Raw genomic sequence first — 15993 nt, forward strand, 5'->3', positions numbered from 1 at the left:
CCTATGAAAAAGCCTAACTTTGAACAGACTATCGAGATTTTTTGCCTGATTATTTGGCTTCTGTTCGCCGTACTCAGCGCTTTTTTTATGGTCACCCTTGAGGTCTCAACACTCAGTGTTATCACCTACTTTTTCCTTGTCCTTTGTCCGCTCGCACTGCTGTTGTATCATTTTAAACAGCGCCTGATACAACCTTTTTATCATCTATCAACCACCATAGAGGCTATCAAAAACGAAGAGTATGGGCAGCGCTTTTACACCTCTGAAAGCTCAGGCATTCTTCACAGTTTGCAGCAAGAAACACAGCAATTATGTCAGCAGCTGCAATCATTCAAATCAGAGCGAGACCACCAAGCCATATTACTATTTAGACTCATTGAACAACTGCCCAGCCCCATCGCAATTTTCGATAACAATACTGCATTGGTGCATGCCAATGAAGCCTTCTCAAATTGGATAGGGAAACCATGGCAAAGCCAGCGTTTATTAAAAGCGCATAAGTTTAGCCTTGAGTATCATAGTGGACATTGGCGCTTTAACCATTCCACCCTAGGTGATGAGTGGCAGCTTCGCTATAGCGAGCTTACCATTGCAGGTATGCAGGCGCACTTAGTGATCCTGACCGATGTGCACGCAGTTGTCAGTCAAGCTCAGCGCGACGCTTGGCAAAAAATGATCAGAGTGCTCAGCCACGAGATTCATAATTCTCTCTCGCCAATTAAGTCACTGGCTCAAACCTTGATAGAAATTCCTACCACGCAAGAGAATCAAGCCGATTTTGAACAGGCGCTTGGCGTAATTGTGCAGCGCAGCGATGGCCTGATGTCATTTGTTAATCGCTATGCAAGCGTTGCAAAACAGCATCAACTTCATATAGAAGCGATATCCATAAATGACTTACTAACACCGCTCGTAGGGCTTTTCGACAATCGCGTGAGATTAACCATTGAACAGAACTTTACGCTGCAAATTGATCAAAGCTTACTTGAGCAAGCACTTGTAAACCTGATCAAAAATGCCTTGGAAGCGGGAGGTAAGCGCAATGCTGTTTACGTCAAAGCATATCACAATCATAAATTCGCAGGTATTGAAGTACTCGATGAAGGGCATGGCATAAAGAACGCTGACAACCTATTTGTACCTTTTTACACCACTAAAGCAGCGGGTAAAGGGATTGGGCTCATCTTAGCTAAAAATATCGTTGAACAGCATAACGGAAAACTGAGCTTAACCAATCGTAAAGAAGCACAAGGCGCAATTGCTCATATTCAGCTTCCACTGGCGGCAGCGAATAGGTGAGTGTTCACCGCCACTGCTAGGCAACATTTATTCAGACATTTTAAGCATCGCAATCAACTGACGGCCAGCGGCAATGGTATTGGTTTCACCACTATAGATGTTGTCGCATTCTTTCGATTCAAACACTTCTTTAATCCAAACAAATAAATCTTTGTTAAACATCACCAGCATCTCAACGGGAATATCTTTGTCGTGCAAATGCGCAGTTAAACATTCTGCAACCTCATCAATTAATAACGCGCCATCATTAAACTCAACACAAAAATACAAGCTATTAGCCAATTCTTTGTACAATTTTACAATTAGTTCAATACGTTGCTGTGAATATCCGTTGGCTTGAATAAGGCCAACTTCGGCATCCACCTCTTCTACGGCTTCAAGTAAACATGCAACATCATCGCCTTCTATCGGACACTCAAGCCAAAATTCGCTGGCAGATTCCGCCTCTTTTTGCAATTTACTTGAAAATGCTCCGAGGTCGTCTGGGCCCATATCGAAAAAAGCATCATCGAATAGATCATTGGCGGCTTCTGAGCGTAAATTACCGTTGAGTAATTTTTCATTTTTCTTGAGCTCTTCGAGGGTTTCATCAAACAACTCAATTGCCTCTGGCGCAATCTTTCCTCGATCTCTTTGGCGTCGCGCTTCAGGCCCAACAAATGCCTGATTATGTGAGATTTTAAAGTAAAACTTCTTAAAGACTTCTGTCGACTCTTGGATTTGTTCTGCGAGTCGACGCAGATTAGTTAAGTCTTTTTGCATCGAAATATAATGCGTCACCTCTCCTTGTTCATTACGAATAGCGGAAATATTCCACTCTACCGGATACATACTGCCATCTTTACGATAGTTAATAGAGGAGCCATAGAAAAAGCCGTTGCGCTCAAGGGCATCACTTAGCTTAGCAATAACGCTTTTATTACTTTTAGGCCCTTGTAAAATCGCAGGGGAATTGCCAACAAGTTCTGCGAGCTCATAACCCGTATGCGTACAAAACTTTTTATTGGCGTAGACGATGCGATAGCCATTTTCCCTATCTGCATCGGTGACAACCACCGCATGATGAGAATGCATAAGTACTTGTTTTAATAATTCTATTGCTGAGGTTTGCTTTAGTAACTGGCTGAAAAACAAGGTTTCTTCAATGTTATCTTGCTGGATAGGCATATAGCTTCCTTAAACCAAACGCCGCTTATTTATATACCTTTAAACAGTAGCTCAATTATCGTTACCTGCTACTTTTTCAGCATCAAAACAAAGCAATAATACGTGTTAACCGACTAACTTTGACCCCTCGTAAAAGTGCTGTCGATGCTCAAGGTAGCGCATCCACACTCTATCCATTTGCGACTGATATAGTTTTGCGCCATGTTTGTAATCCATGCCGTGCAACAGCAGCATATCCGCAAGTTGCATGCTGCTAGTCATGGCATGCAACATGCCTTGCGAAGAGAGCGGATCAAAACTCATGCTCGCATCACCCACCGCATACCAGCCTTTTGCTGCACAACTATCCAAACGGGCCGAATTTGCACTTACCATTGGATGCAGATGTGCCGTTTCCATATTCACCAAGTCCACTAAAGTGTTAAATCCCCTCACCTGCTTAACTTTGGCTAAAAAATCTCGAGCGTTGGTGATGTTGCACTTTTTGATCGCATCAGCACACGCCTGCCAAGAAAACACCCGAGGCTGCATATTAGGGTCGAGTGAAGAGCATGCCGCGCTCGGCGCACTATACCACCAGCCATTTTCTTCATCGCTTATCACCGCAAACTGTTTCGTTGTGGCAACCTCCGCGGTAAGCCACAGTGCCATTTGCTTATCAAACTGTTGTAGTTTTGCACCGAGTCGCCTCGCTAGATGACAGGCGCGACCGGTGGCATCAATAAGCAGTGTTGTCGTGATAGACATGTCAGTGTCGCAGCCTTCAGCCCTAACTTGCCACCCTGATTGTGATTGCACCACATCAGTGAGCTTTGTAGAAGATAACAAAGGGATACCACGAAGCACTAATTGATCACGAAGTTGCTGTTCAAAATGCTGCCGATGAATGTGCCACCCCAAACCATCAGGGTTTTTAACGTTATCCACTATGGTAGGCGATTCACTGCCCCAAAACGAAATCATACCGTGACAAGTGAGATGTTCCGGGCTTTGTAGTAAGTGCAACAAGTTAAGCTTTTTGAGAATTCTAGACGCCGCTGGCGGTAAACACTCGCCCACTTTGTCTTTAGCTGCGGCGAGCTTATCGACTACTATCACCTGATAGTGAGGATGCAAAGCAAGTGCAGCAATGCATCCTGCAATGCCTGCACCTACAATGACAATATCCGATTTCCTTTCAGCCATATTAGCCCTTATTATTTGCGGTTCCGGCGATGTGCTTTGTCGGTTTGTGACAAATCAGGACGACAATCTCGCATGCTTTCGTTATTATCCGCAGCCAGCAGTTTTTCCGCTTTGACTGGTGTTAACCCTACTTGCATGGTGGTTGGAAAACCAGTTACGCCTTTTTCTGTTTTCGGTAATACCACCGCCAGTTGACCAAACCCAGTGATCATACTGTTGATCTGCTCAATATAGTTGGTTGAAGGGCCTATCGGCAAATCGTTTAGCCACAGCTCCCGGTCATTAAATGCTGCTTGTCGCTCTGCAAATGGCTTAGTTTCATCGACTACTTGGTGATAATTTTGCTCGCTAAGCATATTATTTGGCACTCGTGCAGGCCAAAAGGTCGGTAAATAAGGGTCGTAAGCTTCATTGTAGCCATCGCGACAACTCGCGGTGTCTGTTTGCCAAGGAATGGCCATCCAACGTGTAATGCCACCAGCAACCTGCCCCGTTTTTAATGGGCCGCTCGAATGCAGCGCGATTTCTGATGTCATTTCCACGCCATAATTGGTGCCGTGGGTCGGTGCAGTATCTTCTGAATGTTTAAGACGGAAAGCCTCGCTATACATGCCCGCTGTACGCATTGGCCAAGTCATTTCACATCCAGGGTGGAAAGCATCCGCTAAACAAAACTCCATCGCCGCTTTAGTTAACATCTCAGGCTGCTCAGCAACCGGAATTTCATCAATGCTGGTTGGGGGGCAATAACAAGGGTCGTAATCAGAGTCAAATTCGCCATTCGACCACTGCTGTAACATATTCAACTGAATGTCTGTCAGGGTGACAAACTGCCTTGGCGAGTCATCGGCATCTACACTCATCGCATCGCCGTACAACCAAGGCCACAACTGCGGAGCGGTAGCGGCAAATTTAGGGTTCCAACTATGTTTTTCATCCGCCGTGGTGACTTTTTCTATCTGTCTAAAGTTATTAAAGAGATTACGTCTTGCTTCTTGCCATGTGCGTGAATTGTCATTTAAACGGCTGATCCAAGTCTCTGAAGTAAAATCAAAGGGGCTATTCCAGCCAAACCCTGCGGCAAATCCCGCATTAACCCATTGTAAATCGGTTAACCTTTGGAAAATTGGCAGAATGTCTTTACTAAAGGAAGGCTTACCCTTAGGTGCAGGTAGCATCTTGGCGTCAACTGCAACCTGACGCATTAAATCCCACATGGTTCGCGGAGATTTTTGCATTGGCGCGTAATCTGGTGGCGCACAAATAACCCATGCTGGTTTCACATCAAGTGCTTTGCCTTGATATTTCACCTCAGCAGTTACAGGGCCGTCCGAAGTATCGTCGTACCAGCCTTCATTATTACCGAACGTGATCGCCTCGTGGCCTTGAGGGTTTTCTGACACCCCGTGCCCACCAAGCATAAGTAAGCGGCCCTTATCATCGGTACGCATTTCGCCTAAGTACACTTTTTTACCGACAAAACATCCTTCAAAGCGACTACAACCGCACCCTGAAGCAATACCACTGATCTGCTGCGCCCCACCATCAATGAGCAAGCTGTTACGGTCGTTTACATTGAGGTTGCGCAGTAAACTCGGCTCGGCTTCAGCCGCCTCTGGAATATCCAACGCTAATTGAAACTCATACCAAGATGCTTTTTGATTAGCCAAGCGTGCATGCCAAATGATAGAAGCACCATCGTCGCAAGTAAGCTCTTTAACGATGTTGCCCTCGGCGTCCAATCCATAAATACGAAATCGCGCAGCTTGGCGCTTCAACGCTCCCGTGCTATCGCGATAGTAATTCATATCTCTTGGAATGGCGGTATCGACCTCAGGACCAATAAAAAATTCATCTGGGCTGTTACCAACCCGCATTACTCCAATGGGTGGGTATATCGCAGCTGAAACAATGGGATTTTGATTGCAGTGATGTGACATGTTGTAATCCTTTTTGCAGTGGTTCAAGTCATGAAGCATTACTGCAGTGTAGAAGCTATTTCTGACTTACACCATTACATTGAATTACAGGTAGGAAAGAGGCCAGAGCCTCAAAATGAGGATGGCCCACATGGAGAAAGGGTGATATCTCACCTATGATGGATGAGATAAAAGTACACCCTGTGCGGGACACAGGGAGAAAGGAAAAAATTAAGGAAAGTAGCGTTCAACGCGATAATCGCTGACGCCTAATATAAAAAGTGTGGGATTTAACTTAACCTAACGCTTCGCATACTAAATAGCTTTTAAAGCCGGCGTGATTAATTACATGTTTGACCTCACAGACAAACCAGTCACCGTTGAGATTATCGTCAACCTCTTCGATAGTTATCACGCCACCTGCTAATAAATTAGGGTCGCCAACCACACAAAGTTGCACACTGGTATGCGCTCGATTTAAGCGCTGTAACATGGCCGTCGCCGCGGTTTGTGCTTCGGCTTCATTAGGATAAACGTAAGAGAGTGTAGTATTAGGTGAACCGCCACCGACACTTACCAATGTTTTTTGCGCTAACGCTTTATCGTAAAAATACGCCTGCACCCCTTTAACTAACTTGTTGTGGTTAGCATTAAGCTGCCATGAAACCAGCTGCTTTTTACTTACCGTCACGCTAGGTAAAGCTTTGCCAGTTAACGACTTTCCGGTGCCTTTAGCCATAAAGATAAGCTTGTCATCCGCAATCTTCATGATTGCATCAAACTGCACAGCAAGCTTGCTTAGCAATTGCATATCGCTTTCACTTTGCTCAATGTGCGGTATTTCTCGGCCCTGAAAAGCATCGCCTATTTTTGCCTGTAGCCCATACTCACCAGCAATGTCTTGAATAAGCTTGTCCAGCATCAGCGGCTCATCCTTCCCCTGCTCTGGCCATGAGCGTATTTTTAACGCTTTAAAATCTTGATCCCACAGCACTTTATTACCATAAAATGTCAATGAGCGATTGGGGCCAGTCAACTCATAAGCGCCCACTTCGAAAATACCTAATTTGGTTGAAGGAGCACTCTGATCTTTGGTGCCTTCTTTATATCCCATCGCAATTTCTAGTTGATCCGTTGGTGCGGGTAAGGCAATAGGCGCGTCAGCTAAATTGTCAAATCGTACATAGCAGGTATCACTCGCCAGTCCCGTGCGTGTGGTAACACTGAGTTCAGCCAAGCGGTTCTTCAGTGTTTTTGATACCTCATTGCCATTTGCTTTAATAGAATAATGCGGTTGTAAGTCCATATTAATCCCAAATATTGATCACTTTAGACACAGTAGGTTTTGCGATTTCGGGAAGAAAAATACTGATCTGCTCCGAATAAATTGGCCCAAGCTCTGCCAAGCCGTGATTGGCTTCTAGCACCTTTTCTACCATGCCACTACTGCGGCCATAGTGCTTAAAACAGATGAGATCGAGACAATCGCCATCTCGCGTAATATAAGTTACCCCTTTACTCATAACGACTCCTTAGCACTCAGCGCGCTTAATAGCGGCTGAGCTCCATTGAAAATTGGATTTCTCGTGGGATCCCATCATTAAAAAATAAGGTCCGCGTTTCACTTATCCGTTTGATGACCCACTTACCCATCACGCGCCCTACGCTTGGACTAGATTTCCCACTTTCTTCAACATAGCCAAGCGTCATCGGCTCCCCTTTGGCGGCTTCATCTCTCATCATGTCTAACTGCTTCAAGCCGTTATCCACAATTTGCGGGAAGATCACCCCTTCAATGTTTAAGGTTTGCTCTCCTACGCCAATAAATTGCATCGGCGGAGAGTCCTTATCAGTCTGAGATTTGTGGGCTTCCCAGCGATATTGAGAATCGTACTGGAGCTTATTAAACGCTGCGGTGCTTACTGAGAACTTGTAGTTTCCCAGTTGCATCATATGTTTAGCATGATTAACTTTGCTCATTTAGTCCTCTATCGTTATGCCACTTGATTGTAATATCGAGCACTAAGCTCTTGCTCTGCTTGTTGCTGCTGCTGATCCAACATTTGCTTCACTTGCAGCGCAACCTCATAAGCCTGTTGGCCATCTTTTGCATTGACAGTAATATTGGCGTTCACCGTTACCGATGCTGCGCTCGATTGCGGCGCAGATGAATATTCAGACGCTTTATTCGCACTCACGTTCAGTTGATTTACACTATTTAGATCCGGTGCTTTAGCCTCATTGGTAGCTGATGTTTTATCCTCGCTAAACCAACCTTTAATGGTATCACCAACCATGTTGTTGGTAAGGTAACCCGCCATAGGGGCCGCCATTCTCACATAGGGATTTTTGCTTTTTGACAGTGCACCAGATACCGCGTCGGCAGAAAACATGCCGCCTAGCGTGCTACCAATGCCAGCCGCTTTTTCTTTAACAGAAAGCCCATCATTATTAAGCGTTTCCCATACCGTGTGTGCGTTTAGCGCTCTGCCTGCCAAATCACCCGCCTTGCTGACGCCGTGTATTTTGCCGGTTGTCATCCCCTGATTAGCAGCAAACGCAGCAGCCGTGCCGGTGGCTAAATTCAGCTCATTAATGACATTATTTTTAACAAAGTCGAGTGCGTTATTTTTTGTTGCTTCACTGTTTTGAGGCGTACTAATCGCAGCCGTTTTGCTGTCTGTTTGCGCAACGTTTTCATCGCCTTTTGATAACCAACCGCCTAGGGTGTCGCCAATTAAGCCCAGCGGCCCCATGGTGGCAAAACTCGTTGCGCTATCGAGCAAGCGCTCTGTCACCGAAGGGCTCGAGGTGCCTGAAGCTGAATCCTGGGCGTCGTCAGAGAACCAACCTCCAAGTTTGTCACCAAACCAACCTCCTATTGACTCACCGCCCATCGCGCCGAGTGCACCACCCACTAAGCCGCCAATTGCAGTGCCAACTACAGGAATAACCGAGCCAATTGCCGCGCCTGCTGCGGCGCCAGCGAGTGCGCCGCCAGCGCCACCCGCAGCCGCTCCAACCTGAGTGGTTTTTTCTTTAGTCGTTAACGTGTCATCAGTTAATGCCGTGAACGCATCGAATGCCCCTAACGCCACGCTAAGCGGTGCAGCCGCACGCCCAAGTAACTTTTTAGATCCCTTGAATAACTGACCAAGTTTGCCACCTTTAGCTGGAGAGAAACTGCCAAGCTTTTGATAACTAGCATCATTTGCGGCAGCCATCATTTTGACTTTTTTGGCTTTTGCTTTGGACTTTGGTTGCGATGCTTGATTATCTAACTGTGCTTTTACGCTGGGGGCTTTCCCGCCGTCCAACAGTTTCAAAGCGGGTTTATTGGCGCTTCGGTTGTTGATTTTGCGCGGCTTGTGCTCGCGCTCCGCCGACGTTTCTTGTTTATCCGCTAGATTAGAAGACCTAGCTCGCTTGTTACGCTTTCTGCCTCGCTTCTTGCGTCCTTTTTTACGCGTAGATTTCTTCTTCTCAACATCGCTTTCTAACTCAGCAAACGACTCAGATAAATCATCGCTAATACCGTCTAATCCAAACTCACCAAATAAATCTGGTAAGCTGTTGGTAAGTGAAGATAGATCTCCCTTGAGAATGCCTTTTAAATCAATATTGGAGAGTAGATCAGCGTGCTGCTCTAGTACGCTTGCCGCATCGTTTAGCCCAAATGCATTCAACAATTCGGGGCCAGCGCTTACAAGGGACTTGATGTCGCCCCCCAAAATCGCGTCGACATCCAGTTTTTCTAATGCCGGTAATGCGCTTTCGAGTACGCCAGCTGCACCGTCTAATTCAAATGCCTTTAGTAACGAAGGACCGGCCGCCATAAGGCTCGATACGTCACCGCTGGCAATTTGCTTGAGATTCAGTTGTTTTAAGCCAGGAACCGCAGCTTGTAGCTTATCCGCAGCATCGCCAAGTTCAAATGCTCTAAGCACTTCAGGTGCGGCATCCACTAAGCTGCTCAGCTCACCATCCATTAAGCCCTTAAAATCGAGTTTTTCAGCGATAGGAAGAACTGAACCAAAAGCCTGTGACGCACCTTGCATATCCAATGCATCTAATAATGCCGGAGCACTTTGTAGCAACGACTGGATATCACCATCTGCAATTGCGCCCAAGTCCAATTGTTGTAGCGCTGGCAAAGCCGCAGATACCGAGTTTGCGGCACCATCAAGTCCCGCCGCCTCAAGTAAGTTTGGTAATGTTGCGGCCAACGACCCCAGCTCACCATTAGCAAGCCCAGCTAAGTCAAGTTGAGCAAGCGCTGGAATTTCTTGCGCAAGAGTTTGGTTTAATGACTTAAGATCAACGGCTTCTAGCAAGCTTGGTAAAGCCTGCTGCAAACTTTGTAAATCGCCTTGAATAAGTCCTGGAATATCCAATTGGTTCACAGCTGGCGCAAACTGCGTGACCACATTTGCCGCATCGTCAAAGCCAAATTGAGTTAATAACGCAGGAGCTGCTTCTGTTAACGAACCAAGCTCTCCTTTGAGTACCTCTGCAAACTCAATATTGCTCAACAAATTGCCTGTTTCGAGCAGCTGCTTTGGCAAAGCAGCCAAATCTAAACTCGATGCAAATTCCGGCAAAGCTTGACCCAGTGACGCTGCATCTAGGCAAAATTGCTGCTGAGCATCGATTACAGATTGACCTTGCTTGGATGCATTTGTCGCCGCAGTCACGGCTGGTGCAACGGAAATTGCGTTAAAAAGTGAAGGAACGTGTTCGGCTAATGCCGCCAATTCAACTTGTACGGTTTGGCTTGCGGCGCTGAAATCTAGTTCAGCAACCCGTTCAGACAAGCCACTTATCGCATGCTGTAAAGAATCGGGCAACGCCAACATGACCTGCTCAGCTTGCTGCACCAGCTGGCTACTAGGCACAGCATTTTCACCAGTGGCAGGTGCCTGAAACTCAGGTACTGAGAATGAAGCCTGTGGACTTAACACCGCGCTGGCATTAAGTTGAGTCATGATGGAGATTAATTGCTGGATCTGCGCACTAGTCGCTGAATTGGCATTGAGCTTTGCAACTAGACTACCTAAATGTGCAACTTGGTTAGCAAGCGAAGTTACCTGTGGCAACTTATTTTTGACTTTGTTCGCCTCTCGTGAACGAACCTGTTTACCTTGTTTTGTCATGGCGTTACCTGAGGAAAATAGAGAAAAATGAAACGCTTTAGCTTAAGCTGAGGCCTAAGCTAAAGCGTCTAAAAGTATGGAAATGCGCCCCTTAAAGGGTTAAGGGGCGGTTGCGGTCATCGGTTTAGCCCGCTTCTGTCGCTTGTTTGTAATCAAGCGCTGCTTCAAACCACTCGATGAGTTCGTCTTCGGTCAGCGCGTTGAGTTCGGCCAAGCCCCAGCCAGTATATTTGGCCAGAGCGATAACCATGGCCTTTAAGCGCTTTGGCGGGACACGAGAAAAGCTTGTAGCGTTTCTCGCAGCTTCACAAAATCACTCCAATCAAGCTCTTCGATGATATCTGGAGAAACTTCGCATAAGTGCGAGAAATAACGAATTTCGCTTTCAGACTCGCTGATATCCGCTCTATCCACCATTAACCGATCGCGTACTTTTGGTCGTCTCATTGTCAGTTCTGCATACTCATGCCCATCGACCGTAATTGGGAATGCTAAGGTAATGATTTCTTTCATGGATTAAGCTCCGATTGCTGCGCGAAGTGCTGCCATTTGGTCCTTACCATTAACGGTACGAACGTCGTTGTATAGATCAATTTCGTAAATCACATCTTGACCGATCTGTAGCTTGTACTTCTGAATTGCATATTGCAGCGTAAGCTTAGCTTCCTCGCCATCTTTCCAGCTGCCCATATCCACTTCTTTGAAGAAGCCTTCAAGCGTTACCACCACTGGTACTGGCGCTTCGCCTTGCGCTTGGATAGCACCACGAGCCGTTAACGGCGTTGTTGCACCGCTCCAATCGCCAAGTAGCTTCATCATGTCAGCGTTGTATTCAAGTAACGTGATTGTGCCTTCTAGCTTTTCAAGTTGGCCAACATCAAGCTCAACCGGCGCTTGGAAACCCGACGTCACTTCGCGAGTTTTTACGGTTACTTTTGGTAGCTGGATTTCATCAGCGATACCTAGATAGCCTTTACCGTCTACAAACAGCTTGAATTTTTTAAGAATTTTTGGAGAGATTGCCATTATACGATTTCCTCTAGGTAGTTGTTAGTTAGAATACTCTTGAAGGTGATGTGCTCAGCCGGTGTTGGCGGCGTGAAGTCAAAGCTAAAATACACTTTACCCGCTTGAATATTGGCCGGTGTGTTTAACTCTTCATCAGCCCAAATTTGACCGCCAAGAATTGCACCTTGTGCTTTTAAGCTATCTAGGTATGACTGCACACTTTGCGTAACATCTTCGATGTAAGTTTTGGTGATATTGCGGTCAACCGCCCACATGTGCGCACGCAGTAGTGAGTCGTTGATCATATCTGCGGTACGTACCACTGACAGAAATGCCCATTTAGGGTCGTCAGAACAAGTACGGTTACCCCACAACTTAAAGCCATTTTGACGAATAATGGTCGACACTTCTTTTTCGTTCAGCATATTCGCACGTGCGTTAGCATCGCCCAGCTGGAAGTCGATCGGACGTGCAGTTGCCACAATACCGTTCATATTGGTATTACTTGGGCTCCACCAAAAGCCTCGGTCGTTGTCCGACTTAGCAATCATGCCCGCAACACGTGCACTTGCAGGTTCAACTTCTGTTTTGCCATCGCGGAATACTTTGACATGAGGGTCAACAACGAATACACGACGCGAACCAAAGTCTGCACGATATGTTTTTGCATCCTCATCGTTGGTGTTTGGACCATCTGCGATGATAACCGCACGAAGACGCTCAGCCACGTTCACAAGTTCTGTAATAACTGGGTTACGATTACCTTCAGGGCGTTGATGTGCATAACCTGGCGCCACAAGAATACGTGGTGTTACGCCAAGTACAGACTCAGCACCAAGGAAAGCTTGTACACCTTCATAAGAACCGTCTGCTGCCACACCGCCAACCATGTTTGACATGATTGCCGCTTCATCAGCACCATCGACACGAACCACAACGACTACCGCACCAGCTTGGTCAAAAATACCGTCCATTGCCGCAGGCAGTGTTCCTTCTGTACCCAACGGTGCAGCTTCAGCACGTTTACCAGCAACCAATACAGGTGTGTTAAGTGGAAACTTTTCTGGATCTGCACTAGGTGCAGTACCAATCACACCAATTACTGAGCTTTTTACTGTTTTGATTGGACGCGTGCCGGATTGCGCCTCAATGACTTCTACACCGTGTAGAAATTTTGACATAGTTATCTCCTTTAAAGACATGTCAGTTAGAGAATAAAAAAGGCCATACAAGCTGCCTTGTATGGCCCTAATAACTTCATATAAATTAGAGTTTGTTGACCTTATACTTTACGGATAAGGTGAATAAAAAATGACTTAGATTTGAATACCCTCGATGGTGACAGGCTCCCCGTTGATTAAATACAATCCTTTTATTTCGATAGACAACTTGCCCTCTCCTGCTGGATGTACCGCAACACCATCAAGTTGAAAGCGTGGTTCCCACTTCTCCAGTGCATTGGCGATGGTCATAGTGATATCCCCTACCAGAGAGTGAGAAAAAGGCCTATCTACAAGCTCATATAAACCGCAGCCATAATCGCGTCGCATCACTCTACTCCCAAGCGGTGTGGTCACAATATCGCGAATACTCTGTTTTAGATGCTCAACACCACCGAGTGGCTTGCCCGTTTTGGCATTCATTCCTATCATGCTGAGTTACCCTCCTACACTAAATGACGCGACGCCCGCAACCGCGAGCTTGCCACCACAACTGGCTGCATCACTGATCCTCGCGACCGCTTTTCCTGCAATGGTGAAGCTACCAGCACCGGCAGCTATCGTGACGCCAACGTGTTTTACTTTTGGATCGGGTGAAAATACATGGTCACTGATGGGATCTCCAACCCTAAGTACTGGCTTACCTGCGACGGTAAAACTCGACTGTGTGGCACTGGCCGTCCCTGGTACAAATTGCGCGTGAACATTTGTCATATCGCCATCCACTGCTATCACTGGCATATCCAATCACTCCTGTGCACTGATGTTTGCGCCGTTTAATTTCAGCGTCGCGCTGGCCGCTATTTCAATATTCCCTGAGATTGAGCTCATTGTTATGCTGCTGCCCTCAAGCGATAACTCATTCGCTGCTGCCACACTGATATTGTTATCAGCATTTACCACCGCATCATTACCAATTTGCGCTGTTAGATTGTTTGCAACCTGCACGTTAGCATCATTGCCAACGATCACCGTGGCATCGTTACCACACTCAATGTGTATATCTCGCGCCGAGTGCACTTTAATTTGCGCTACCTCGTTGCCACTGGTGTTAGGCACGTACAAATGGTAAATGTGCTGCTCTCGGTCGTATTCCACCATCGCACCATCCTTATACTTAGTGCGACTCACAGCTTCCCTGTCAGACACCTGCTCATATGCCTCACCAGCACCAAGAACATGATCTTGATGATGATGTGGTTGCGAGCTGGAATACAAGCTACCAAGTACCACTCCCTGGGAAGTATCTCCACAGGGAGATAACACCATCACTTGCTCACCAACTTCAGGTGCTTGCCAAGTCATATCATGAGCAGCTTGCGCCGTTAGCCAAGGTAACTTTGCCGTGATCCAATCACCCATTTTGACCTTGACGGTCGCCGTCTCGTAGTCCACTTCATGCACCGTTCCTAGGCTAATTAGCTTAGTAAGACGCTGCTGTAAGTCGGACATGGCTAAGTCTGAAAAATGTTGATTGGCTATCACGCTATCGGTCCTTCTTCTGGGGTTTTGTAAATTAAGCGATGCTCGCCACCATGCGGACCAAGGTACACTTCTGTCACCTCAACACCAGCCTCCTCGGGATACTCAACTTGGTAATAAAATTGCCAAGTCAGCGTCGCCTTAGCGAGCATTGAATTGACTTGGTTGCTATAACTAAAACTGCTTTTTTCGCAAATAAAGTGTTGCCAAGGGACGGGCGTTTCGTCCTTTATAATCGAAGCCTCAGCGGCACTGACCAAGTTATCCAACCGCGCTATCAACGCCGAGGTATCAGCCTCTTCAAGCGCCAGTTCAAGCTGCAACGTCATCACTCGTCTGTCGAGTGCATTTGGGCTCAGGTTTTTATTGTACGCAGGCCCATAAGTCACGCCTTTGTCGGCGCCTTTCGCTTGCAGTTCACTGGCTTGTCGCTCAGCGATTGGGATTAGGATAAGCTGTGCACGCTCTGTTAAATCCGGTTGTGGCTGGCTTGCTTTTAGTAAATCAACTTGAGCAAGCTCAGACAGACCGGCACTCAGGCACGCCAACACCTTAGCTATCAAGGTTTGTCGATGCATAGTTGTGCTCTCACATTATAAATTGGCTAGATTAAAAAGCCGAAGATGGACGAAACGCCCGAAAGAAGGTTAGAGATTTTAGAGTTCAGGTTTTGCCGGCCAAACCACTTGCTCCGGAGATTCAGACTGGTTAGGCAAATTTCTTAATTGTGTTCGATAATCGTTGAACTCTGCACGTTTGCTTTCACTAAGTGGAGAATCTGATACTTGCGTCCAATCTGTTTCAACGAGTAGTCGGTTTCGAATATCTCTGATTTCATTCCATTGCTTTTGTGTAAATAGTTCATTTTCCATAATTAATTACCTCGAATATATCTATTAGGAACAACGCTGTTATGCACTTCAGTTATCGGCGGTAGGTAATAATTTGTGTCACCAATTTTTTCGACAACTTGTGTTTCGGCTTCGATTATTGATCGCTTAGAATATCGACCAGAGGTATAGAGTAGATACGAATAACCTCCTCGCAACCAAATAGAAGACGTATAAGGTGTAGACGCGCCTAGCACTTTCGCAACAAAAGGATGAACTGAGAATGCGTGCGCCTTTTGAATCGCAAAGTGGAAATCTCCACCGCTTGACCAATTCTGTAGCTGAACTTGAAACTCTAATAACCCCTTACTGTCCCCATCTAAATGAACGTACCTTTCTAGGCGTACATCAAGCATTTTTGGGTGATGAAAGCTAAGAGCATAAAATGTGTTTTCATCTAGGTGTTTGAGATCAATGATTTCTTTCGATGAATCGCCTTCTAGACGCTTGCTAAACCTATCATCTGCGTTTTCTCTAAATTCTGAAAACTGCGTCTGTGCCGTGTTAATGGCTTGAGAAGTTTGGCTTTTAACATCTGTCACCGTTTCCGATAAAGTACTTTGAATAATTCCAACCTGATCTTCAACAGTTTGGCACAGTGCATTGGCACGTGTGGCAACCTGGCTCAGGCGCTCCGTCATAGTTAAATTGTCATTTGACATAGTGTTTC

At 46.2% G+C, this 15993-nt stretch carries 18 protein-coding genes; 1 reads left to right on the plus strand and 17 read right to left on the minus strand.

Features of this window, described 5'->3' with window-relative positions:
* Window positions 1–3 precede the first annotated feature (3 nt).
* On the plus strand, window positions 4–1299 hold the full coding sequence (locus EXT48_RS11910; RefSeq protein WP_240703380.1) for a PAS domain-containing sensor histidine kinase: 1296 nt from the start codon (window positions 4–6) through the stop codon (window positions 1297–1299).
* A gap of 27 nt (window positions 1300–1326) precedes the next feature.
* Here the strand turns inward: EXT48_RS11910 and EXT48_RS11915 are convergent, their stop codons facing one another.
* The 17 genes from EXT48_RS11915 to EXT48_RS11990 all read right to left on the minus strand — a co-directional run bounded on the left by EXT48_RS11915 (window position 1327) and on the right by EXT48_RS11990 (window position 15985).
* A complete protein-coding gene (locus tag EXT48_RS11915; RefSeq protein WP_069020233.1) occupies window positions 1327–2466 on the minus strand; it encodes a PAS domain S-box protein in 1140 nt (379 codons plus the stop codon).
* A 105-nt stretch (window positions 2467–2571) separates the two neighbouring features.
* Window positions 2572–3651: an NAD(P)/FAD-dependent oxidoreductase gene (locus tag EXT48_RS11920; RefSeq protein WP_130164585.1), complete on the minus strand. Its 1080-nt coding sequence runs from the start codon at window positions 3649–3651 to the stop codon at window positions 2572–2574.
* 11 nt (window positions 3652–3662) lie between these two features.
* Window positions 3663–5591: a LodA/GoxA family CTQ-dependent oxidase gene (locus EXT48_RS11925; protein WP_130164586.1), complete on the minus strand. Its 1929-nt coding sequence runs from the start codon at window positions 5589–5591 to the stop codon at window positions 3663–3665.
* A 274-nt stretch (window positions 5592–5865) separates the two neighbouring features.
* On the minus strand, window positions 5866–6876 hold the full coding sequence (locus EXT48_RS11930; RefSeq protein ID WP_128728002.1) for a phage late control D family protein: 1011 nt from the start codon (window positions 6874–6876) through the stop codon (window positions 5866–5868).
* 1 nt (window position 6877) lies between these two features.
* Window positions 6878–7093, minus strand: a complete 216-nt coding sequence (locus EXT48_RS11935; protein ID WP_010378405.1) for a tail protein X — start codon at window positions 7091–7093, stop codon at window positions 6878–6880.
* Between the two features lie 25 nt (window positions 7094–7118).
* Entirely contained in the window at window positions 7119–7550 is a 432-nt protein-coding gene (locus EXT48_RS11940) for a phage tail protein (protein WP_130164587.1), read from the minus strand.
* Between the two features lie 14 nt (window positions 7551–7564).
* On the minus strand, window positions 7565–10723 hold the full coding sequence (locus tag EXT48_RS11945) for a phage tail protein (RefSeq protein ID WP_130164588.1): 3159 nt from the start codon (window positions 10721–10723) through the stop codon (window positions 7565–7567).
* A 124-nt stretch (window positions 10724–10847) separates the two neighbouring features.
* The gene (locus tag EXT48_RS24005; protein ID WP_017218950.1) at window positions 10848–10973 is read right to left on the minus strand and encodes a hypothetical protein; all 126 of its coding nucleotides are present in this window, start codon (window positions 10971–10973) and stop codon (window positions 10848–10850) included.
* A gap of 5 nt (window positions 10974–10978) precedes the next feature.
* Window positions 10979–11236 (minus strand): phage tail assembly protein, encoded by a 258-nt coding sequence (locus tag EXT48_RS11950; RefSeq protein ID WP_010378399.1) that lies wholly within the window; start codon window positions 11234–11236, stop codon window positions 10979–10981.
* A gap of 3 nt (window positions 11237–11239) precedes the next feature.
* Window positions 11240–11749, minus strand: coding sequence for a phage major tail tube protein (locus EXT48_RS11955; RefSeq protein WP_010378397.1), 510 nt, complete (start codon window positions 11747–11749; stop codon window positions 11240–11242).
* Complete coding sequence (locus tag EXT48_RS11960) at window positions 11749–12912, minus strand: phage tail sheath subtilisin-like domain-containing protein (RefSeq protein ID WP_045988655.1); 1164 nt, start codon at window positions 12910–12912, stop codon at window positions 11749–11751. Before EXT48_RS11960 ends, EXT48_RS11955 begins: the two co-directional genes overlap by 1 nt.
* 135 nt (window positions 12913–13047) lie before the next feature.
* Entirely contained in the window at window positions 13048–13383 is a 336-nt protein-coding gene (locus EXT48_RS11965; RefSeq protein WP_017218947.1) for a GPW/gp25 family protein, read from the minus strand.
* A 6-nt stretch (window positions 13384–13389) separates the two neighbouring features.
* Entirely contained in the window at window positions 13390–13692 is a 303-nt protein-coding gene (locus EXT48_RS11970) for a PAAR domain-containing protein (protein WP_052258317.1), read from the minus strand.
* Between the two features lie 6 nt (window positions 13693–13698).
* The gene (locus tag EXT48_RS11975; protein ID WP_130164589.1) at window positions 13699–14436 is read right to left on the minus strand and encodes a phage baseplate assembly protein V; all 738 of its coding nucleotides are present in this window, start codon (window positions 14434–14436) and stop codon (window positions 13699–13701) included.
* Window positions 14433–15011 (minus strand): hypothetical protein, encoded by a 579-nt coding sequence (locus EXT48_RS11980; protein WP_130164590.1) that lies wholly within the window; start codon window positions 15009–15011, stop codon window positions 14433–14435. The genes EXT48_RS11975 and EXT48_RS11980 overlap by 4 nt, the downstream gene beginning before the upstream one ends.
* Window positions 15012–15089: 78 nt before the next feature.
* Window positions 15090–15305: a tail fiber assembly protein gene (locus tag EXT48_RS11985; RefSeq protein WP_130164591.1), complete on the minus strand. Its 216-nt coding sequence runs from the start codon at window positions 15303–15305 to the stop codon at window positions 15090–15092.
* Window positions 15306–15307: 2 nt separating this feature from the next.
* The gene (locus EXT48_RS11990; RefSeq protein ID WP_130164592.1) at window positions 15308–15985 is read right to left on the minus strand and encodes a hypothetical protein; all 678 of its coding nucleotides are present in this window, start codon (window positions 15983–15985) and stop codon (window positions 15308–15310) included.
* Between the last annotated feature and the right edge of the window lie 8 nt (window positions 15986–15993).

This window comes from Pseudoalteromonas sp. CO348, assembly GCF_004208845.1.
In the GTDB taxonomy this organism is placed as follows: domain Bacteria; phylum Pseudomonadota; class Gammaproteobacteria; order Enterobacterales; family Alteromonadaceae; genus Pseudoalteromonas; species Pseudoalteromonas maricaloris.

Bases quoted from the DNA above. Each gene is read 5' to 3' on its own strand.
- EXT48_RS11910 (WP_240703380.1), top strand. From the start codon at position 4: ATGAAAAAGCCTAACTTTGAACAGACTATCGAGATTTTTTGCCTGATT.
- EXT48_RS11915 (WP_069020233.1), bottom strand. From the start codon at position 2,466: ATGCCTATCCAGCAAGATAACATTGAAGAAACCTTGTTTTTCAGCCAG.
- EXT48_RS11920 (WP_130164585.1), bottom strand. From the start codon at position 3,651: ATGGCTGAAAGGAAATCGGATATTGTCATTGTAGGTGCAGGCATTGCA.
- EXT48_RS11925 (WP_130164586.1), bottom strand. From the start codon at position 5,591: ATGTCACATCACTGCAATCAAAATCCCATTGTTTCAGCTGCGATATAC.
- EXT48_RS11930 (WP_128728002.1), bottom strand. From the start codon at position 6,876: ATGGACTTACAACCGCATTATTCTATTAAAGCAAATGGCAATGAGGTA.
- EXT48_RS11935 (WP_010378405.1), bottom strand. From the start codon at position 7,093: ATGAGTAAAGGGGTAACTTATATTACGCGAGATGGCGATTGTCTCGAT.
- EXT48_RS11940 (WP_130164587.1), bottom strand. From the start codon at position 7,550: ATGAGCAAAGTTAATCATGCTAAACATATGATGCAACTGGGAAACTAC.
- EXT48_RS11945 (WP_130164588.1), bottom strand. From the start codon at position 10,723: ATGACAAAACAAGGTAAACAGGTTCGTTCACGAGAGGCGAACAAAGTC.
- EXT48_RS24005 (WP_017218950.1), bottom strand. From the start codon at position 10,973: ATGGTTATCGCTCTGGCCAAATATACTGGCTGGGGCTTGGCCGAACTC.
- EXT48_RS11950 (WP_010378399.1), bottom strand. From the start codon at position 11,236: ATGAAAGAAATCATTACCTTAGCATTCCCAATTACGGTCGATGGGCAT.
- EXT48_RS11955 (WP_010378397.1), bottom strand. From the start codon at position 11,749: ATGGCAATCTCTCCAAAAATTCTTAAAAAATTCAAGCTGTTTGTAGAC.
- EXT48_RS11960 (WP_045988655.1), bottom strand. From the start codon at position 12,912: ATGTCAAAATTTCTACACGGTGTAGAAGTCATTGAGGCGCAATCCGGC.
- EXT48_RS11965 (WP_017218947.1), bottom strand. From the start codon at position 13,383: ATGATAGGAATGAATGCCAAAACGGGCAAGCCACTCGGTGGTGTTGAG.
- EXT48_RS11970 (WP_052258317.1), bottom strand. From the start codon at position 13,692: ATGCCAGTGATAGCAGTGGATGGCGATATGACAAATGTTCACGCGCAA.
- EXT48_RS11980 (WP_130164590.1), bottom strand. From the start codon at position 15,011: ATGCATCGACAAACCTTGATAGCTAAGGTGTTGGCGTGCCTGAGTGCC.
- EXT48_RS11985 (WP_130164591.1), bottom strand. From the start codon at position 15,305: ATGGAAAATGAACTATTTACACAAAAGCAATGGAATGAAATCAGAGAT.
- EXT48_RS11990 (WP_130164592.1), bottom strand. From the start codon at position 15,985: ATGTCAAATGACAATTTAACTATGACGGAGCGCCTGAGCCAGGTTGCC.